Origin of the sequence: Alteromonas pelagimontana (assembly GCF_002499975.2) — a bacterium.
Taxonomy (GTDB): domain Bacteria; phylum Pseudomonadota; class Gammaproteobacteria; order Enterobacterales; family Alteromonadaceae; genus Alteromonas; species Alteromonas pelagimontana.
Genome location: NZ_CP052766.1, coordinates 3,864,667 through 3,885,177 on the forward strand (window position 1 = coordinate 3,864,667; position 20,511 = coordinate 3,885,177).

17 protein-coding genes are annotated in these 20,511 nt (G+C 47.5%); 13 read left to right on the forward strand and 4 right to left on the reverse strand.

The features are described 5' to 3' along the window. The first annotated feature begins 505 nt into the window (after window positions 1–505). The 4 genes from recC to CA267_RS17060 all read left to right on the forward strand — a co-directional run bounded on the left by recC (window position 506) and on the right by CA267_RS17060 (window position 11,936). Window positions 506–3,799 carry an exodeoxyribonuclease V subunit gamma gene (gene recC / locus CA267_RS17045; RefSeq protein ID WP_075609672.1) on the forward strand — a complete coding sequence of 1,098 codons (3,294 nt, stop codon included), beginning with the start codon at window positions 506–508 and terminating at the stop codon, window positions 3,797–3,799. An 8-nt stretch (window positions 3,800–3,807) separates the two neighbouring features. After that, on the forward strand, window positions 3,808–7,404 hold the full coding sequence (recB, locus tag CA267_RS17050; protein ID WP_170669084.1) for an exodeoxyribonuclease V subunit beta: 3,597 nt from the start codon (window positions 3,808–3,810) through the stop codon (window positions 7,402–7,404). After that, a complete protein-coding gene (gene recD, locus CA267_RS17055; protein WP_075609670.1) occupies window positions 7,401–9,275 on the forward strand; it encodes an exodeoxyribonuclease V subunit alpha in 1,875 nt (624 codons plus the stop codon). The genes recB and recD overlap by 4 nt, the downstream gene beginning before the upstream one ends. Before the next feature lie 366 nt (window positions 9,276–9,641). Further along, the gene (locus tag CA267_RS17060) at window positions 9,642–11,936 is read left to right on the forward strand and encodes a zinc-dependent metalloprotease (protein WP_083638548.1); all 2,295 of its coding nucleotides are present in this window, start codon (window positions 9,642–9,644) and stop codon (window positions 11,934–11,936) included. A gap of 281 nt (window positions 11,937–12,217) precedes the next feature. On the opposite strand, the gene CA267_RS17065 is transcribed toward CA267_RS17060, so the two are convergent. Continuing rightward, a complete protein-coding gene (locus tag CA267_RS17065; protein WP_232367570.1) occupies window positions 12,218–13,015 on the reverse strand; it encodes a HesA/MoeB/ThiF family protein in 798 nt (265 codons plus the stop codon). A 75-nt stretch (window positions 13,016–13,090) separates the two neighbouring features. Between CA267_RS17065 and moaB the strand changes: the two genes are divergently transcribed. Genes moaB through CA267_RS17100 form a run of 7 tightly spaced genes read left to right on the forward strand, consistent with a single transcriptional unit; the run spans window position 13,091 to window position 17,309 of the window. Beyond that, entirely contained in the window at window positions 13,091–13,600 is a 510-nt protein-coding gene (gene moaB / locus CA267_RS17070; protein WP_075609668.1) for a molybdenum cofactor biosynthesis protein B, read from the forward strand. Beyond that, window positions 13,600–14,079: a cyclic pyranopterin monophosphate synthase MoaC gene (moaC, locus tag CA267_RS17075; protein ID WP_075609667.1), complete on the forward strand. Its 480-nt coding sequence runs from the start codon at window positions 13,600–13,602 to the stop codon at window positions 14,077–14,079. The genes moaB and moaC overlap by 1 nt, the downstream gene beginning before the upstream one ends. A gap of 7 nt (window positions 14,080–14,086) precedes the next feature. Next, the gene (locus tag CA267_RS17080) at window positions 14,087–14,332 is read left to right on the forward strand and encodes a MoaD/ThiS family protein (RefSeq protein WP_075609666.1); all 246 of its coding nucleotides are present in this window, start codon (window positions 14,087–14,089) and stop codon (window positions 14,330–14,332) included. Beyond that, entirely contained in the window at window positions 14,333–14,800 is a 468-nt protein-coding gene (locus CA267_RS17085; protein WP_075609665.1) for a molybdenum cofactor biosynthesis protein MoaE, read from the forward strand. Window positions 14,801–14,816: 16 nt separating this feature from the next. Then, on the forward strand, window positions 14,817–15,638 hold the full coding sequence (gene modA, locus CA267_RS17090) for a molybdate ABC transporter substrate-binding protein (RefSeq protein ID WP_075609664.1): 822 nt from the start codon (window positions 14,817–14,819) through the stop codon (window positions 15,636–15,638). Then, window positions 15,628–16,308: a molybdate ABC transporter permease subunit gene (modB, locus tag CA267_RS17095; RefSeq protein ID WP_097349148.1), complete on the forward strand. Its 681-nt coding sequence runs from the start codon at window positions 15,628–15,630 to the stop codon at window positions 16,306–16,308. The genes modA and modB overlap by 11 nt, the downstream gene beginning before the upstream one ends. Continuing rightward, entirely contained in the window at window positions 16,293–17,309 is a 1,017-nt protein-coding gene (locus tag CA267_RS17100) for an ATP-binding cassette domain-containing protein (RefSeq protein ID WP_075609662.1), read from the forward strand. Before modB ends, CA267_RS17100 begins: the two co-directional genes overlap by 16 nt. 57 nt (window positions 17,310–17,366) lie before the next feature. Here the strand turns inward: CA267_RS17100 and hemN are convergent, their stop codons facing one another. Further along, complete coding sequence (gene hemN, locus CA267_RS17105) at window positions 17,367–18,737, reverse strand: oxygen-independent coproporphyrinogen III oxidase (RefSeq protein WP_075609661.1); 1,371 nt, start codon at window positions 18,735–18,737, stop codon at window positions 17,367–17,369. A 290-nt stretch (window positions 18,738–19,027) separates the two neighbouring features. On the opposite strand from hemN, the gene CA267_RS17110 reads away from it, so the two are divergent. Beyond that, window positions 19,028–19,354, forward strand: a complete 327-nt coding sequence (locus tag CA267_RS17110; protein ID WP_075609660.1) for a YkgJ family cysteine cluster protein — start codon at window positions 19,028–19,030, stop codon at window positions 19,352–19,354. A 54-nt stretch (window positions 19,355–19,408) separates the two neighbouring features. Here CA267_RS17110 and CA267_RS17115 read toward each other — a convergent pair whose 3' ends face one another. Continuing rightward, window positions 19,409–19,684: a hypothetical protein gene (locus CA267_RS17115; protein WP_075609659.1), complete on the reverse strand. Its 276-nt coding sequence runs from the start codon at window positions 19,682–19,684 to the stop codon at window positions 19,409–19,411. A gap of 178 nt (window positions 19,685–19,862) precedes the next feature. Here CA267_RS17115 and CA267_RS17120 point away from each other — a divergent pair, with 178 nt between their 5' ends. Further along, complete coding sequence (locus CA267_RS17120; protein WP_170669085.1) at window positions 19,863–20,018, forward strand: hypothetical protein; 156 nt, start codon at window positions 19,863–19,865, stop codon at window positions 20,016–20,018. A 40-nt stretch (window positions 20,019–20,058) separates the two neighbouring features. Here the strand turns inward: CA267_RS17120 and CA267_RS17125 are convergent, their stop codons facing one another. Continuing rightward, complete coding sequence (locus CA267_RS17125; protein WP_075609658.1) at window positions 20,059–20,391, reverse strand: hypothetical protein; 333 nt, start codon at window positions 20,389–20,391, stop codon at window positions 20,059–20,061. Window positions 20,392–20,511 lie beyond the last annotated feature (120 nt).

Consider the following 20,511-nt stretch of genomic DNA (forward strand, 5'->3'; position numbering starts at 1 on the left):
AAAGTCGTTAAGGAAGCTAACAAAAATCTACGGAGGCTCATAAGAAGGATGGGCATTCTTGGTGCGCCTGCACCAAAATAAAAAACGCGCTTTCCTCAGAGAAAGCGCGCTTCTTGTGTAACGTTTTGAATTTTATCGTTATTCTTTATTGGCACGAACGGTGCTTTAACAATATTGTTAACTGCGCTTCATACTAGCGCTAACTTGGAGAGGTGCCAGGCAACGCCGAAACCAGGTTGTTAGTATGCGGCCCGTAACCTTGCCCGCACAGATTTTTCGTGTCCTGAGATCTGTGTGGGTTTTTTTTCTCGGCATTAATATACATCACCGCTCAATTATTCGCCAAACTTTATTTTTCTATTATCTGACATTCTATTGTCGCTTACTGACCATTTGCTCGGGCAATAAACTACAGATGGTGATTTCCTTTTAACGCCATGAATTATCCAGCGGCATGTGGAGGAAATTCTACAGATGCCGTAACATGCTCTAAAGCATCCTCAAAATGTGGTTTATTTTGCTCGCACTATACCCCTCAAACAAACTGGAACATCTCAGTTATTTACTGGGTGCGTTGTTAGAACAACAACCCGGTCATATTTTTAGTCCGCAAACCATTCTGGTGGAAAATCCAGGTATGCAGCATTGGCTGAACATGGAGTTGGCCCAGCAAAAAGGGATTGCAATGAATCTGGCATTTCCGCTGCCAACCCGGTTTATGTGGAATACTGCCCGCGCGGTGTTGGGAAAAGATGTGGTCCCTCAACAATCGGCATATCGGCGTGAAGTGCTGGTTTGGCGAATTGAAAATATCCTGCGCAGCGATACATTTTGCCACTCACCAGAAACCGAAAAAGCGTGCCGCTATTGGCAGCATCTGGCTGATGCTGAGGAGCAGGGGGTGCAGCGTTTGCAATTCGCTACTGCGTTGGCTGACATTTTTGAGCAATATTTATTGTATCGGCCTGATTGGCTATTTTCCTGGGAGCAGGGTGAACTTGTATTAAATAGTGAAGATGAAATCTGGCAATCACTGATATGGCGCCACCTGGTTGCCCAAAGCCCGCTTCACCCGGCGCGCCTGCACAAGATGGCGATTGATGCGTTGCAGCAAGATTGTGAGATAACGTTGCCAGCCAGAGTCATTGCGTTTGCTATTAATACCATGGCGCCTCAACTGGTGCAGTTTTTCGATGCACTGGCAAAATACACTGATATTCATATTTTTCATTTAAACCCAAGCGTTAACTATTGGGGGGATGTGAAAAGCGACAGAGAACGGGCAAGGCTGTTGCGTCAGCAGGGCGTAACGCAGTGGCAATTAGATCAACAGGATAATCCGCTGCTTGCAAACCTAGGCAAACAAGGGCGCGATCTTTTTAATCTTCTCACCAGCGTTGATACCTTTGAAATCAGCGGCTTTGACGTTCCTGCCCAGCAAGGTAATACCGTGCCCACAGGTTATTTACATGCGGTGCAGCAAGATATTTTGCAGGCGACAGCGCCGTCGCGCACGGTACCCGTATCACAAGAAGATAACAGTATTATTATTGCCAGAGCGCATAGTTCGTTAAGGGAAGTTCAGGGCTTACATGACCAACTCCTTCATTTAATGAACAACAACAGTGGAATTAAACCTGCTGATGTGGTGGTAATGTGCCCCGCTATTGAGGATTATGCTCCGCTCATTGATGCGGTTTTCCACCGCATTGGCACACCGTCTACGGATAATTCCGGCGCACCACGGGTCCCCTGTTCCATTGCCGATCGTTCACCACTGGATTCAGAACCTTTAATTGCCTCCTTCATCAGTTTGCTCAGCCTTCCGGATAGCCGATTCGAGGTGAGCAAAATTATGGATTATCTGCGTCTTGATGCGCTTCAGGCCAAGTTTTCTCTTACCAGTGACGATCTTGATTCGATGAGCTATTGGCTACAACAGGCCAAGGTTCACTGGGGGGTAGATAGTCACCATAAAAGCGTGATTACACACGGTGCTACAGACTCCTTTTTACATTCCTGGTCATGGGGACTGAAGCGTTTATTGATGGGGATGGTGTTTGCTGATGAAGAGAAAATTTCTCATGATATTCTTACTGTGCCGGACGTGGAAGGTCAGCAAACAGTGGTGCTGGGGAAGCTGATTCACTTACTGGATCAGCTTGGCCATTATTGCACACAGCTAAAAAAGACCAGAACGCCTGAGCAATGGCGTGAATTTTTAACAGAATTACGAGAAGCCTGTTTTTCGCCATTACCAGAACAACAGGATACCTGGGAAACCTTAGAAAGGGCTACTGCGGATTTAGAGCATCACTGCCGCGAAGCTGGTTTCGTCGGCGACCTGTCACTTCGTCAGGTTCGAGAGGTTCTGCTTAAACGCTTTTCTTCACCAGATGTAGGCAATCATTTTATGACGGGGCAGGTAACATTCTGTTCAATGCTGCCAATGCGCAGTATTCCGTTCAAAGTAGTATGCATTTTAGGATTAAATGATGGGGAATTTCCACGCCAGTCTCAACCTATCAGCATTGACTTGATGCCTAAAAATGCAGCCAGAATTGGTGACCGCTCGCGGCGGATGGAAGACCGCTATCTGTTTCTGGAAGCGCTGATTTCTGCACGGGATTATCTTTACCTGAGCTATCAGGGAAACAGTGAAAAAGATAACAGTGAGCGCCAGCCGAGTTTAGTATTGGCTGAATTGCTTGACGTGCTTGAGCGAGGCTATGGGTTCGACAGCAAAATTCAGCAGCGACAATTGCCACTACACCCTTTTAGCGCCGGCAATTTTTCTGCGGATTTTATCAGCTTCGAGCCGGGCTGGTACCGCCTTGCTGAATCGATTTCAACTGCCAGTAAGCCGGCCCGGACGACCTTTGCTCCACTGGAAGAACCACGGCTGCCAGAGACAGTTTCTGTTCAGCAGATTGCTCGTTGCCTGCGCCATCCGCTGCAATATTTTGCAAATCAGGTTTTAGGTGTGCGTCTGGATAATCAACAGCCAGATTTAAGTGATGCAGAACCCTTTGCCGAAAGCCCTTTAATTCGATATCAGGTAATGGATGCCTTAGTAAATACCTGTGTTGAGCAGAACAATACCGCTACGGTACTGACGCGCTATCAGCTTAGCGGAGAGCTGCCGGCAACGCCATTAACTGCTACCTTGCTGGAACGTTGGAATACTGCATCTGAAGCGTTAGGTGAGGCGCTGGCGTTAACTCACAGCGATGCTATTGTTGCCAGTTGGCAAGGACACCAATGTACTGTTGAGGCAAAGGCTTGGACTGATGGCCTGACTCTCAAGCATATGCATGTAGGTAAGCAGCACGTTCAGCGGTTGCTGTCTCAGTTTTTAACCATGCTGGTATTTAATGCCAGCGGCCGCGCGCTTCCCTTGGAAGCTTATTACTTAAGTTGGAAAAGTGACAAATTCACTATTCGACGCGCCAGCTTTAGCGCTTTTTCTTCCGAAGAGGCACAACACTTATTAGCTCAGTATGAAGCGGTATTTACAAAGGCGCATCAAGGCCCCTACCTTGGCTTTGCTGATATTGCTATTGCCGCGTTAAATGCTGCTCAAGATCAGCTTTTATCCGATTGGGTGACGACACCCAAAGCAACACAAATGTGGCAGCAATTGGCTGAAGGCCAGTCACAGCAGCAAAAGGGCTTAAATGAAGATGATTATGTTAAATGGTTTTATCCCAACGGCATTGCACTGACCGATATTCCGCTTGCGGACATAGAAGCGCTATTTCTACCGCTGATGCAATGTCATGGAGACAAAAAACGATGAGGGAAAAAGTGGCAAAACCGTTAGACGTTGTAGGCATGCCGCTTGCTGGCAGACACCTGATCGAAGCCAGTGCTGGTACCGGTAAAACCTTCAATATTACGCGTTTATATTTGCGTTTATTGCTGGAAAAAAACCTTTCTGTGCAGCAAATACTGGTGATGACATTTACCAATGCCGCCACCGAAGAAATCCGCGGCAGAATTGCAGCAACTTTACGCGAAGCTTTGCTGTTTTGGCTGCTTGTCGGGCAAAAGGGGATTGAGGCTGCTCCAGACGCAGATCCCGTTTATCGGCATCTTTATCAACAGTATCCCGAGACAGGAAGACGAACACTCGAGGCTGCGCTGCTGGAATTAGATGAAGCCTCGGTGTTCACTATTCATGGCTTTTGTAACAAGGTGCTAAGCCAGCTGGCGTTTTCCGGTGGTACACCGATGGAACTGTCGTTGGCTACAGATACGAGGATGCTTTACGTAGAAGCGTCTCGTGACTGGGTGCGCATGATTGCCGGCAACGCAGAACACTACCCGTTGTTGGTGCAAAATAACTGGCACGATCCAGAGACGCTTTTGGCGCAATTTGGAGCGGCAATACGTAGTGGTCTTGTACCCAATGTTCTGACGAAAGCGCAGATTGAGGAGGATTTTGCAACCGGTCTGCAGCAGGAAGAGCAAACTCTGGAGACAGAGTTTGTCCGCATTCGGGAGGGGCTTCTTAACGAAGAACATGCCATTGCTTCTACGCTCATCGAAGGAAAGAAAGATGCAGCAGTAAGACAAGAGGAATGGAGCGAAACGCTCGCCTGGTTACAGCAAGCTGCCCTTACTGCACCGCCGGCCGCTATCGGCAAGTTTATCAATGGCAATCGCTATCGCGGGAATGAACACCTAAAAACCGTTTTTGCCCCACTTAAAGAATTTCTGGCTCACGTTAAAAAGACGCTTGTAGCACTGGAAAGTGACCGGGATAAACGGGTTGAAGCCGCTGATAGCTACGCCTTGGTGGCCCAGGCCTTTGAGTTTATTCGTCAACATGTTGCTACGCAAAAGCGACGACTGGGGATTGTTGATTTTGATGATCTGATTCGGTTACTGGCCGAGCAGGTGAGCGATAGAAATAACGGCCTTCAGGCTGAATTACGCTCGCTTTTTCCCGTTGCCCTGATTGATGAATTTCAAGATACAGATGCTAACCAGTACCAAATTCTTGCTACTGTTTATCCCCCGGGCAGCACCGATAATGTGTTGATGATGATAGGCGATCCCAAACAGGCTATCTATGGGTTTCGTGGCGGCGACATTTTTACTTATCTGGAAGCTGGACGCCAAGCCGATCATCGCTGGGTAATGAACACCAACTGGCGCTCAGTTGAAAAAATGGTAACCGCTTATAACCGGCTGTTTTACGGCAATCTATTAACTGAAGACGCGGCAAACGTATTTGGTTATGGTATTGATTATGAGCCGGTCAATAGCACTGCTGGCGCGAAAGCTGCTGCTACGCCGCTGAATGATCCCAACCCCCATCGAGCGGCGTTAAACTACGTGCTGTTGCAGCCTAACGATGAAAATGACGCGCCAGCCAAAACGCAGATGCAGCATCAGTTAGCGCTATGGATGTGTACAGAAATTTCCCGCTTGCTTGATGAGGCACGGCTAGGTGATAGGGCGGTAGAGCCTGCAGATATTGCCATTCTGGTGCGAAGTACGCCCGAAGCTGTAATTGTTCAGCAAGCGCTAAAACGAGCCGGATTAGGCGCGGTTTTTCTCAGTAACCGGGTAAGCCTGTTTGCTTCTGCGCAAGCGCAGGATTTATACCGGGTGTTGGACGGTATCTGGCACTGGGAGAATAAAAGCCGTCTTGCTGCTGCCTTAAGTAGCCCGCTATTAGGGTTGTCGCATCAGAACCTGATTGATTTGTTATATCACGAAGATGACAAGCAGTGGGAAGCCGTGATGAGTCAGGTGCTGTTGTTACGCGATATGTGGCAGAAAAGAGGCTGTATGGCGGTAATATTGCATTTGCTGCAAACGCAGTTCTGTGGGCTGGATGAGTCAACTGAACGTACGCTTACTAATTACGTACACCTTGCCGAAGTCGTGGAGCGAGCGGCCACCACTCAGCCACAGCCAGAACAGTTGCTGATTTGGCTGCATCGCCAGGTTAGTGCTCCTGAACAGGCCGATGAACAGGTTCAGCGTTTGGAAAGCGATGCACGTTTAATTCAGCTGGTTACGCAACACGGCTCTAAAGGATTAGAGTATCCCATCGTTTTTGTTCCCTTTGCCAGCGTTTATCGAGACCCAGCGAAAGCAGGTAATCAGTGGATACAGCAATTCCGTTTTTACGATAGTGAGCAAAAACAATTGGCGCTGCAACTGGGCCGCAGCTACCGGGCGGTGGAAAAAGTGCGCCAGGAAGGGCACGCAGAAGCCACGCGATTACTGTACGTGGCGGTCACCCGCGCAGCCCATAGATGCTATTTAGGAATAGCACCATTTAACGACAGTGAACAGTCGCCGCTTGCTCAGGCGTTAGGGGTAAAGGATAAACAAAACTGGCAGCAGATACTTACCAGTCTACAAAACGAACCGGGTGATCATACCGCCCTTGTCGAGGTTCAGCACCCGTTTGAGCACCGGGCTCGCGCGCCTAAAACGGCGTCAGAAGAGGCGCTTTCTCTTGCAACGTTTTGTGGTTCAGTTGAAGAAAACTGGCGACTGTATTCTTTTTCTGCTTTAGCTCGTCAGCAGGCGGTAGTAAAACACACCCGCCGTGAGTCGGAACCTGTTGCTGCTGTAGCGCCCGAAACCATACAGGCAGCTTCTCCGGAATCCGCGGCCTTTCGTTTTCAGTTTGAAAAAGGCGCGGGTGCGGGAAATTTGCTACACGATCTTTTGGAAGTTGTGAATTTCAATAGCGCCGACTGGGCCAGTAGCGCCAGTGAAGTTATCAGCCGTTTTCACCTTGCTGCCGACAAACATGATGCGCTTTTCAACTGGCTGAATGAAGTACTGGCGATGCCTTTACACCTGCCTCATTCTTCGCCTGTTTGTTTGAAGGATTTGGCAGAGACATCCATATTACGAGAAGCGAAATTTTATTTCCCCGTCAAAAACGCGCGCTGGCAAGGCATTTCGCAGGTGCTGATGGCGCATCGCCAAAGCTTTAGCCAAGAGCAGTTGCTAAGCCCGCCTTCACTGGACCGACAAAGCCTGGAAGGGATGATGCACGGGTTTATTGACTTAATTTTCGAACATGAAGGAAAGTTTTTTGTCGCTGATTATAAATCTACGTACCTTGGCGACAGAATTGAAGACTATCACTTTGCCGCTTTGCTGCAAAACAACCAGCAGCACCTTTACGACGTGCAGTACCTGATTTATTGCCTGGCATTGCACCGGTATTTACAGAAAATGATACCGGATTATGATGCCGACGTTCATTTCGGTGGCGTGTTCTACCTCTACCTGCGTGGTATGCATGCTGAAAATACCCGGCAAGAGGGCGTTTTTTATACGCCAGTAACAGCATCGTTATTAAATGACCTGGACACGCTATTTGGCGGCACTGCGGAAGTCCCTGAGACGGAGCAAACATCATGAGCAGGGAATCTTTTACTGCTGCCACTAAAAGACTGGCTGGATTGGAAGCCATTGATTTCTATTTCGCCCGACTGATGACAGAGCTTTTCGACGCGACGCCTGAAACGGCAGATGATTGGTTTCACATCTTGCTGGCTTTATCTTACGCACAACGCCAGGGAAACACATGCCTGAATTTATCGGCAATTGCTAATCAAACCTGGTTTGCGCAACCGGACGATGACAAAGCTGGGTATAGGTTTCCCGATTATGACCGGCTACATGCGCTTACTCAATTTTGTCTTCAAGGCGATGCTGATGGCTGCTTAGTTTACTGGCAGGGAAGGTTGTATTCGCAACGTTACTGGCAGTTTGAAACAGATGTGGCTGAGACAATCGCGGCTCGACTTGCAGTGGAACCGCTGGATGATGGGCAGTACAGCCGGTTGGCAGCCCTCTGGCCGGAAATCTTTGATGTGGACCCGCAGTCACAGCAAAACTGGCAACAAATAGCGACAGCAAGTAGTCTCTCCCAGCGTTTTACCATCATAAACGGAGGGCCGGGAACAGGCAAAACTTATACTGTTACTCGTTTAATGTTAGCGCTACAGGCTGCTTACGAAAATAAACTACATATTCAACTGGCCGCACCAACGGGAAAAGCAGCACAACGCTTATCTGAATCGGTAAGTGCGTCGTTGCACGCCATAGCGGGCGAGAAAACAGCCGCATTAAAGCCTTACATTCCTAATGAAGCCGTAACCTTGCATCGTTTATTGGGTCTTCAGCGGTTTGGCGTCCAGACCCGAAAAAATGCGGTTTCTCCACTCACTTGCGATGTATTAATAGTGGACGAAGCATCGATGGTCGATCTTGCTTTGATGGCGCGGCTTTGTCGCGCGTTACCTGCCAATGCGCAGCTTGTTCTGGTGGGTGATGCAGAGCAATTACCTGCTGTTGAATCAGGTAACGTACTCGAAGCGCTGCTGGCAGAGCATTCATCAGGTAGCGTAACGCCTGCCATGGCCGCACATATAAAACGCTTGTGTCCGCACTTGCCGGCGCTGCCAGTAAGCGAGACTAGCCGCAGCTATGTTCAAACGCTACAGGTAAGCCACCGTTTTGCCGGCAACATTGCGCTTGTCGCCACCGCAATTAAAAACAGCGATGCGGAATTTGCTTGGCGCAATATAAAACAAATCGACACTGTGCAAGGTTTTAATTTGTTGGAAAATCAAGAAGTGAGACAACTTCCTTCGCAGGATTTATCACAACAGCTACGCACGTTGGCGAGGAAAAGCTTTAGCAATATAGTGAAAAGCCAATCTTTGGAAGAAGCCATGACAGCGGTAAATTACTGTCGCTGGCTATCACCCGTACGCAAAGGGCCCTTAGGCGTTGAGCAGCTTAATCAGCAAATCGAAAGTGCCTTAGGTTTGGGGGGCGCATTAAACGGGCGAACCTATTACCGCGGCAGGCCTGTAATGGTGTTGGAAAATCAGTATTCTCAAGGGCTGTTTAATGGTGATGTCGGGCTTATCTGGCCAGATGATGAGGGGAATTTAAAAGCCTGGTTTGAAAAGGCGGAAGGCGGTTATCGAGGTCTGAGTATTTCCCGGCTTCCTCGTGTAGAAACTGTTTTCGCTATGACGGTACATAAATCTCAGGGATCAGAGTTTGCGCAAGTAGTGCTGTTTATTCCCGACGCCACTGGCAGCCAAATGGACAGCGTATGCACCCGCGAGTTGTTGTATACCGGTTTGACGCGCGCCAGGCAAGGAGCGTTGTTAGTATCGTCGCAATCACGCTTTGCAGATGTAGTGGCTACAAGACAGCAGCGCTTTTCTGGTCTGGCACAAGCAATTGTCACAAAGTTGGGTGGAAATTCGTAGCTGCAATAGCAGTATGCGCTGAAAATAGAGGGAGCGAGAAAAGCGCCTTATCTCGCTTCCTGTTTCGTAGCAAAAATTTCCTATCTTATTGAAACGGGTTTTCGCCGCCAGACAGTTCAAAAAATCTGCAATTGCGGTAGGGCAAGGATGTCGACTGACGGGCTTACCGCCGCAGTCAGCCGTTAGCTAACAATATAACTACGACAAGTTGCCTGCCGAAGGCGGCAAACGAGAAAAACGACAATAATGTAATTTGCATGTTCAAAGGGAGAACTTACTGTGTATAAATGGTTATTAGTATTGCTGACGTTCGCCAGCAGTCAGTTGTGGGCGGTCACCACGAAACTGAGCGATTTCACCGCTGCCATGTCTCGACATGACGGCTATATTCCTTTTTATTATGACAGCGAAAACGACAAAATCTTTTTAGAAATTACTGATTTTGATCAGCCCCTGTTATTTCTTTCCAGTATGCCGCAGGGAGTGGGATCAAACGACATCGGGTTAGACCGGGGGCAACTCGGTGATACCCGTATCATTGAATTTGAGCGTTACGGTAATAAGGTATTATTGAAGCAGCTTAATACGCAGTACCGCGCAGATTCTGATAATCCAGCAGAAAAAGCCAGTATCGATGAAGCCTTTGCGGACTCAGTGTTGGCGGGTTTTACTGTCGCTGCAGTCGATGGCGATAAAGTGCTCATCGATTACACACCTTACCTGCTAAGCGATGTGCACGGTATCTCGACCGCGCTTTTCCAATCCGAGCAAGGAAATTTCGCTCCTGACGCTTCTCGTAGTGGGGTGTTTTTGCCAAGAAGTAAAGGGTTTAAAAAAAACACTGAACTTGAAGCGCTCGTCACCTTCGGTGGAAAGAATGCTGGAGATTATGTGAGACAGGTAACGCCGGATCCCGATAGTATCTCTGTGCATCTTCATCATTCTTTTATTGAGCTACCCGATGATAATTATACGCCGAGGCCGTATCACCCTTATTCGGGGTATTGGAAGCGCGGCTATTACGACTACGCAACTGCCATATCTGAACCGATTGAAAAACGCTTTATCACCCGTCATCGGCTAACAAAAAAAGATCCGGAAGCCAAAACGAGCGAAGCGGTAAAACCCATTGTTTACTATTTGGATCCCGGCATTCCGGAACCGGTGATGAGCGCTTTGAAAGAGGGGGCAAGCTGGTGGGATCAGGCGTTTGAAGCCATTGGTTATCAAAATGCGTTTCAGGTAAAAGTGCTTCCGGAAGGCGCTGATCCCATGGATGTGCGCTATAACATGATCAACTGGGTGCATCGCGCTACCCGGGGCTGGTCCTACGGTTCATCTGTAGTCGACCCCCGTACCGGCGAAATTATTAAAGGCAACGTAACTTTAGGCTCGTTGCGAGTACGTCAGGATTATTTGATTGCCCTTGGATTAACCAGTCCGTTTGATGGACAGCATGCCACTGAGGCGCAGAAGGAAATGGCGCTGGCGCGCATCCGCCAGTTGTCTGCCCATGAAGTCGGACATACGCTGGGAATCGCCCATAATTTTGCCGCAAGTGAAAATGGTCGCGAATCGGTGATGGATTACCCGCATCCCAAACTGTCGGTAGAAAATGGCAATATTGTATTGGACGACGCCTACGATACAGGCATGGGTGAGTGGGACAAATACACCATTGCCTTTGGATATCAGAATTATCCAAACGCGAAGGCAGAACAAGAAGGGCTTGCCAAAGCCATTGCTGAAACGCGCGCCAGCGGCCTGAAATTCAAAACCGACTGGGATACCCGCTCATCCAGTTATCCCTCAAGCAACGGTCATATGTGGGACAACGGCGACGATCCGTTAGCTGCCTATGAAGACATAGTGGCTGTGCGCGAATTGGCATTAAAACGGCTGGGGATAAACTCTATTCCTGATAATGCCACTCTGTCGTCGTTAGAAAATGTGGTAGTGCCGATCTATTTACTACACCGCTATCAATTAGAAGCAGTAGCAAAGCAGGTAGGTGGACTGGTTTATGAATATGAACGTAAAGGCGATTACTCTAAACCGGTAGGGCAGACGATGGTAACGCCACAGTCGCAGGAAAAGGCCATTCAGCAATTGTTGGCGGCGACGTCGCCAGCGTTTCTGCAGTTTCCTGAAGGACTGATTAGACTTATTCCTCCTACTGCGTTTGGTGATGATCTTACCCGCGAGGAATTTAACAGCCGTATGGGGCTGGCGTTTGATCCTCTAAGCGCCGCTGAATCTGCTGCTGATTTTTCGTTTTCGCTGCTGCTGAACCCTGAGCGACTCAACCGTTTATCCTGGCAGGCGACTCAGGCGAAGGCGTTGCCGGATTTGGAACAGTTGGTAAACCAGATTTTTACTATGCACTGGTATCGTGCTGATAACTCTGATTCCGGATTAAACCCGCGGTTGCGAATGGTAGCACTCAATGCGGTGATGCGTGCGTTGCAGAACCCTGATTTAGCCCCTGAGGCAAAACTGGCAATGGAAAGTGCGGTGGCAGAGTTTGAAGAATGGCTGGATGATGAAAGTAAGCTACCTGGCAGCAGCATTCTACAGAATCAACTCGAAGCCTATTGGGAAACTGGCAAGTGGGCAGGGGCGTTTGAAGTGAAACCTTTGCCGCCAGGTTCACCCATTTAAAACAGACTCGCTAAGGGACGGCAAACAGCTGTGCAGATTTTGGCTTCTGTTTGCCCTTACCCATACCAGCAACACGCCCGACGGTAAGAGCATGAATGAATAAAGATTCAGCCGTCTCAAGGGATAAGCAAAATTTCTCACCCGAAACGCCGTAAAATCATCCCTGATGGCTCTGCTGGAGCATCCATGCTCCAGAAGTTCGGCTAAGAAATTTTCACTTATCGCTTAATCATCATTCGCGATCTCTCCGGGCAACACGGCCCTGGTAAAATCCCTCAATTTTATACATCGGTGCCACAAACCGAGCAGTGAGCGAATTTTGGTACGCGAAAGCATTCCCACTGCTGCGTTAGTCCGTCGAACAAACGCAGTTCGCTGACGGGGCAGTGGCCAAAGCCAATTAGTAACTGCATAGCCAGGAGCGCCTGTTGTACACCAATAATATTAACCACTGGCGAAAATATTCCCCCTTCAGTACAGGATAAATCCGGCGCCGCAAATAGCCGCTCGACGCACGCATAACAAGCGCATGATTCACTGGGGTTATAAACAAATAGTTGCCCCTCAAACCGAATGGCTGCACCACTGATAAGAGGTGTTTGCTGAACAACGCATGCGTTGTTTATTTGACTTCTGGAAGGCAGATTGTCGGTACAATCAAGCACCAGATCATGCTTTGCAACCAGTGCTGTAAGGTCAACAATGTTCGGCCGTTCGCGCCATATTTGTATGTTACAGGCAGGTTGCAAAGCATAAAGTGTATCTCTGGCGGCATCCACTTTATGTTGCCCTACCTGATGGTCCCGAAACAATATTTGCCGAGGTAAGTTGGTGGCATCAACGTAATCGTCATCAACCAAGGTTAAATATCCTACGCCGCTGGCGCACAAGCTTTGTGCCGAAGCATTGCCCAGTCCACCCATTCCCATGACTAAAACACGAGCATTGAGCAGTTTTTCCTGCCCGTCCAGGTCAATTTGTGGCAATACAATCTGTCGATTGAATCGCATTACTTGAGTCTTGCTAAGCGAATCTGGCATAGTGAGTAACGGTGCAAGTGAATAAATTTGAAAAGGCATAAAATTCTGCCGTTTGAACTACCAATGTACCACATTCTCAACATTCAGCCTGTATAGAATTTTTCAAGGAACATCATGACAACTGCAAGCGTTGCGCTTAACATTGCTGTACTTACCATTTCAGATACACGAACGGTGGAAACCGATACCTCTGGTGAGTATCTCGTAAATGCTCTAAAAGAGGCCGGTCATAATCTGGTGGCTCGGGAACTGGTGAAAGATGATATTTATGCTCAACGAGCCGTTGTGTCGAAATGGATCGCTGATGACAGCATTCATGCGGTGCTAGTCACTGGCGGCACCGGATTCACGCAGCGGGATTCTACCCCCGAAGCGCTTAGCGTGCTGTTCGATAAAGCAGTAGATGGATTTGGTGAGTTATTCCGTAGCCTTAGTTTTGAAGAAATCGGCACCTCTACTATTCAGTCTCGTGCGGTAGCGGGATTCGCTAATCGTACAGTTATATTTTGTTTACCAGGATCAACAGGAGCCTGTCGCACAGGCTGGGAAAAAATCATTAAAAGCCAGCTTGATGCCAGCTTTAAACCGTGTAACTTTGTGGGTCATCTAACGGGGCAGCACTAATGGCAGAATTCAGCCATCTTAACGCTGGTGGTGAAGCCAATATGGTAGATGTGACTGAAAAAGCCGTCACCATCAGAGAAGCAACCGCAGAAGGGTACCTTTATGCTTCTGCGGAAGTTATAGAAAAGATATCCTCGCATAATATTGCCAAAGGCGATGTTTTCGCTGTCGCCAGAATTGCTGGTATTCAAGGGGCAAAACGTTGCGCGGAACTCATTCCCCTGTGTCATCCTTTGCCTTTGTCGAAAGTCGATGTCACTTTTTCTATTGAAGCAGATAAAGCAAGAATTCAGGTGCGCTGCTTTTGCAAGTTGAGCGGCAAAACCGGCGTAGAAATGGAAGCACTTACGGGAGTCAACATTGCGCTGCTAACCCTCTTTGATATGTGTAAAGCCGTTGATCCGGGAATGCGACTGGAAGGTATTCGAGTATTGGATAAGAAAGGTGGCAAGACCGGCCACTGGCAAACGGACGTATAAGAACATTATGATTACCGTAAAATGCTTTGCCCAGGTAAGAGAAGTTGCTGGTGAAGGCCAGACTGTCATTCCCGCGCAGCCTGATATGACCATGCAAGCCGTGGTCGATTATTTGTCTGCCCAAGATGGAAAGTGGGCACAGGCATTGAGCGATGGTGTACTAATGGCATGCAATCATGTATTGGTCGATGGTGAGCACCCGGTAAGTGATGGCGATGAAGTGGCGTTTTTTCCACCGGTAACGGGCGGGTAGATGTTCGTTAACGTGACTTTTGATAATTTTAATCAGCAGGCATTGTATGATGAGTTGTGTTCTCAAGCTGCTGATAAGCCGTTTGGAGCAGTAGTGACATTTACCGGTCTTGTTCGCGATTTCAATCACAGCGGTAGTATAGAGGGGATTGAGCTTGAGCATTACCCGGGAATGACAGAGGCCGCCATGAACCGCTTGGCTGAACAAGCTATTGCCCGTTTTTCCCTGGCAACCGCAGGTATTGTGCACAGAGTAGGTAAAATTGCTAACCATGAACAGATTGTATGGGTGGGGTGTGCTGCAATCCATCGCCAGGCAGCTTTTGACGGTGCATGTTTTATTATGGATGTTCTCAAGAATACCGTTCCGCTATGGAAAAAAGAATATCAGAATGGCCAGCCTGCATGGGTGCAAGCAAAAGAAAGTGATGAACGTGCTGCCACGAAATGGCTGCAACAGCAGAAATGAAAAAGGCTAAATGGTGATGATAGGGAAATTAATCGAGCGCATTGTTGCCGTACTTACGTTTGTAATAGCACTATGCCCTGTCTTTCTTTTCCCAAACCAGCTTTGCGCCGCGCAAGCCACACAAGAAGAAACGCTGCATATAGCGGTGGCCGCGAATTTTGCCAAACCGGTAAAGGCAATATCTGAGGAGTTTGAGACGCGCTCTGGCGTCCATGCAATCATTACCGTCGCCTCAAGCGGAACCTTGTATGCGCAAATAAAAAGCGGTGCCCCTTTTGATGTATTTTTGTCTGCCGATGCAGAAAGGCCATTACAGTTAGTTGAAGACGGACTGGTTGCTTCGAGCGCTGTGAAAACTTATGCAGTAGGGCGGTTAGCGTATCTTAGTCGCAGTTTGGCCGAGCCTGCCATCGATGATTTAAAAACTGCTGCTTTAGCTCCCAATGAAAAACTTGCAATCGCCAATCCCCGTCTTGCTCCATACGGATTAGCAGCCCAACAAACCTTATTAAAGCTGGCGTTGTGGCAACAGATGCTGCCATCACTGGTCTACGGCAAAAATATACTCCAAGCCTATCAGTATTATATTTCCGGCAATGTCGATAATGCGCTGGTGGCGTGGTCGCTAATTAAAGATCGCAGTAGTCACGTTGTTCTTATTCCCGAGCATTATCATGAACCGATTGTGCAAAAAATGGCAGTGATGAAAGCAGCGGCACATCCCGAGGCCGCCGCTCGCTTTATGGAATATCTGCTGTCACCTAAGGTGCAAAAATCTTTAGATGATTGGGGGTATGGCCAGGCATTAGATACTCCAGGGGAAAGCCTTGGCAACTGATGTTACTGCAATTTTACTGACCTTGAAATTAGCCGTTATAACCAGTGTGCTGCTGATGGCAATAGCTACACCCTTAGCCTGGTGGTTATCCAGAAGTCAGCACCCTTTGAAAAACCTGTTGCAGTCGATAATTGCTTTGCCGCTGGTGTTACCTCCAACGGTACTGGGGTTTTATCTGCTTATTGCTTTTTCCCCTAACAGCGCGCTTGGTCAGCTTTGGCTCACCACTACCGGTAGCCAGTTAGCATTTTCGTTCACCGGACTGGTAGTTGGCTCGTTAATATATTCTTTACCCTTTGCTGTGCAACCGCTTTACACCGGTTTTGTGCAACTGGATAAGCGTTATCTGGACGTAGCAAAAACACTGGGGATGAAACGCTTTACCTGCTTTCGTAAAATCGTAATACCTTTATGCCGTCCATTCTTCGTTATCGCCTTTGGTCTCAGCTTTGCTCATACGGTTGGGGAATTTGGGGTGGTGTTAATGATAGGTGGCAATATTCCCGGAGAAACCCAGGTGCTCTCCATTGCACTGTATGATCATGTGGAATCGTTGGAATACCAGAAAGCGCATTTACTGGCCTTCGGCCTATTGGTTTTCTCCTTTGTATTGCTAAGCATTTTGTATCGTTATAATCGCAAGGGGATAAACGAATGGAATTTGCAGTAAAAATTCTGCGTCCCCCGCACAAAATTGCCGATAATCAAATTACAACTCATCATACTACCCAACTATTGGGTCTTACCGGCCCTTCAGGCGCGGGTAAAACGACATTACTACGCTGTCTGGCAAAACTTGAAGCCAACGCCACGGTAACCGGCAAATGGGGCGACGCCAACTTACAGCAAGCTCGTGTGGGAATGGTATTTCAACAACCTGCATTATTTCCTCATCTTTCTGTTGGGCAGAATCTTGCTTTTGCTGCTGACTTAGCATGCAGCCCTGGGTTTGCTATCGATGATGTATCCGAAGGGTGTAGCTGCTCGCACCTGGTAAATAAGATGCCGGCGCAGATCTCAGGTGGAGAAGCGCAGCGAGTAGCCATCGCCAGAGCTATCTTAAATTCTCCTGATATTCTGTTGCTGGATGAGCCTGTTAGTGCGATGGATCAGGCACTTAAACGTAAGACGCTTGCTTATTTGCGCCAACTTGCCACTGACGGGCTACCCATGATTCTGGTATCCCATGATTTGCGAGATCTCACCTTATTTTGCGACGCTCTGCTTTACATGGAAAACGGAAAAATAATGCAGGTAGGCGAGCCGTCTCAGGTTCTTGAAGGCGTCATCAACAACAATCAAATGTCTGAGCAGTGGTTTAGCCTGTTAAGTGGTAGCGTGGTACAACATCACGCTAACTACAGTTGCTATGAAATTGAATGCGAAGATCAAAAAATTTACGCCCGCCATCCTGTGATTGATAGTGGCGTTGCCAAAATAACCATTGATGCCAGAGAAGTCAGTTTAGATCGGCAGCATCGAAGCGAATCATCTATCGTAAATGCTTTTGAATGCGAAATTGGTGATATTAACACGCTACCGGACGGGCAGGTTCTGGTAAGGTTAGAACGCCAACAGACCACGCTTTATTCCTTGATAAGCCAGCTGTCGCTGGAAAAAATGGCGCTAGAGCGCGGGGAAACCGTCACCGCCAGGTTTAAAATGAGATGACGTTTCCTGATATTCTGATTATCGCTGTTCAGGTAATCGATTTCCCTGTTTCGGCATTCAGATAACTTTGGAATACCGATGAAACTGCACCGATTGCTGTAAGTACGCGTCGAAGGTCATGCAAATTATTCGAATAAGCAAGCGGGCATGAGGATGAACAACGATTCCTTGTGCAGTAACCTCCACTAATCCATCGTCTACAAACGTTTGTAATGATATCAGCTCCTGTTTGAAATAATCGCTAGCGCGAATACCAAACTGACTGTTCAGTACAGAAAAATCTGCACGTAAATGACACATAAGTTGCGTGATGATAGTGCGCCTGATTTGATCATCTTCGGTTAACTCTATCCCTCTGCTAACCAAAGTTGATGCACTATCTAGCGCACCGTAATAGTTGCTAAGGTCCGTAGGATTTTGAACATATAAATTAGCAATTGAGCTTATAGAAGAAACGCCCAGCCCCAGCAGATCTAAATCTCCACGAGTGGTATAACCTTGAAAATTGCGATGAAGAGTACCGTTGGTCTGCGCTATAGCCAGTTCATCATGTTGTAGCGCAAAATGATCCATGCCAATGATCCGATATCCTGCACGGGTTAAACGCTGCGTCGCCAGCTTCATTAATTCGGTTCTGGCTGCGCCATCTCCCAGCCAGACATCTTTAATTTTACGTTGTGCGGCAAATTTTGAAGGTAAGTGCGCATAGCCAAACAACGATACCCGCTCCGGTGCTATGGCTTTTACCGCTGCCAGGGTGGTAGTAAATGTTTCTGGAGTCTGATGGGGAAGGCCGTAAATGATATCCAGATTTATAGAGTTGAAGCCTTCATTTCGGGCTTGTTCCGCTAAATCGGCGATATGCGCCGTGCTTTGCACTCGGTTGATCGCCGCCTGCACGCGATAATCAGTGTCTTGAACGCCAATGCTTAAGCGATTATATCCTAATGCGTAAAGCGCTTTAATGTAATTCTTGTCAATTCGTCTGGGATCTACTTCAATACTACATTGCGTTTTTGCTGCAAAGTGAAAATGCTTCTGCAGCACTGTCATTAACCGGTGTTGTTGAGCGAGGGTAAGAAAACTGGGCGTACCGCCACCTAAATGCAACTGAGACACTTTCCGATACCTAAATAATTTGCTGCGTAAAACAATTTCCTTTTCCAGATAATCAAGATATCGATCGGCTTTATCTTGTTGTCGAGTCACAATTTTATTGCAGCCACAGTAAAAACACATGCTGTGACAAAAAGGGATGTGAATGTAAAGCGATAATCCTGTGGCAGTTGAATTTTCTGCCGCACGCGCTAAATCGCCGTCCTGAACGTCCGACCTAAATTCCAGCGCCGTAGGGTAAGAAGTATAGCGGGGGCCTTGAATGTTGTACTTACTCAGTATTGCGGGATTAAACAGGTCGATAGCTGGCATGGCTGTAACTGACTTTACGCAGAAGAAGATTATCGAAGTGTAAAAGATATCTATTTTTCAAATATTGATCTCGTTCAATAGACTGTATATTTCTTAACGGAGAATCCGTTATCTATTGTTGTATTTGCGAAAGTAGTGAGATAATAGCGCGTCCGGATAAGGCGTTCTGCCTCTCTTATTATCCTTGTGACATCGAATGTAAATCTGATCACCGGTTGTACCGGAATGTATTTTGATGCCAACCCAGAATTCGCTGGTTGTTGTGCACGTAGTGTGGAGCAAAAAGTAGTATGAATCCTTGTGTTCAATGTGGTGCATGTTGTGCCACCTTTCGCGTGTCTTTTTACTGGGCTGAATCCGATCCGTTTCTTGGCGGTACTGTGCCTGAGGCGCTTACCGAAAAAGTTAATGCCTCCTGCGTAGCAATGAAAGGAACCAATCAACCTCAACCTCGTTGCGTGGCATTGGTTGGCAATATTGGTGAAGATATCCGATGCGAAATATACGAGCAGCGTTCTACGACGTGCCGCGAATTTGAGCCCGGTTCAGTGGCTTGCCTTAAGGCGCGGGTGAAACACGGCCTATCGGCAGATCTGATTCCGGTTGTTGCTGCGTAAGATAATTCCCGCGCTTAGTGAGCACACATCGACGCGGTTTGGCATTATGCCCGGCTATAAGTTCTTTTGCACTGTGAGGCCATAAGTCCCGGGTTGACCGGGATACGCCATGACTTTTCCCGTTTTTACGGGAGCATCGAATCCGTTTTTAACGGCGTAGTTTCCATTTAATACATTTTGGCTCCAGGCAATTATGGTGAGATCATAATCCGGTATATTGAGCTGCCACCGAAGATTTACCAGCGAAACGATAGCAAAATCAAGATCGAGATTTTGGCTGAAATAATAAGCGCCCAGCATTGTATCTATATCATCTTGCTGAAATTGCAAACGGACTGCTTTAGGAGAAGCCTGTTGGCGGGCATTATTTTAAGCGCGGAGTAAATCCGCATCAGTGAAGTTGGTATCCACATTCTCAACGCCGTCAAAAACCCTAAGCGCCGTAACGCTTACCAATGAAAGCGCCTTAGTTATTGCCTGAGTACGCTCACGAAAAGAGTAATGATTAATGTTGGTGTTAGTGGATGTTAAAGTAGAAGATTACTATGGTCTGCATTCATTCCACATCGGCAGCGAACTTTACGAGATCGTCTTAAGCTACTTCGACGGGAAGGAGGCAAAAGGGCTGGGAAGGCCATTTTTTCACCGAATGGTGTTTGGGTAGTGAAGACGTAGAAAAATCTAAGTAAAAAGGATTTTTTAATTTACCGGCTTGCGACCATGTTAGCGGGCAGTTTTTTGTGCAAAAGCGCGTCTGCTTCAACCGATTGCAACAAAAATTGTTCAGGAAACTTACTATTTGTCGCGCAGTTGCTGCGAACAGATTCTGCCAATAAATTAACTTCACGCAGCGAGCTGCGGGCTTTTTTTACAACCACCCCTTCGCTTAACGTAGAGGAAAAACTACAATGGGTGGCGTCGCTTTCATTCTGAGATGCCATCGCCATGCCGCTGGATAACAACAGACCTAAAGCGATAGAGTTTTTAACAATTTTAATCATAGTCAGCACTCTAAAAAAAGAAGGAGAAAGCTTCACAGCTGCTCCTTAAGTAGTTTGTTTGTTCATAATCATTTAATGCTAAACCGGATAAAAACAAAACCTGTAAAGCCATACAAGGGTATACATTTTCATATCTTAATGTTTACCTGAAACCCG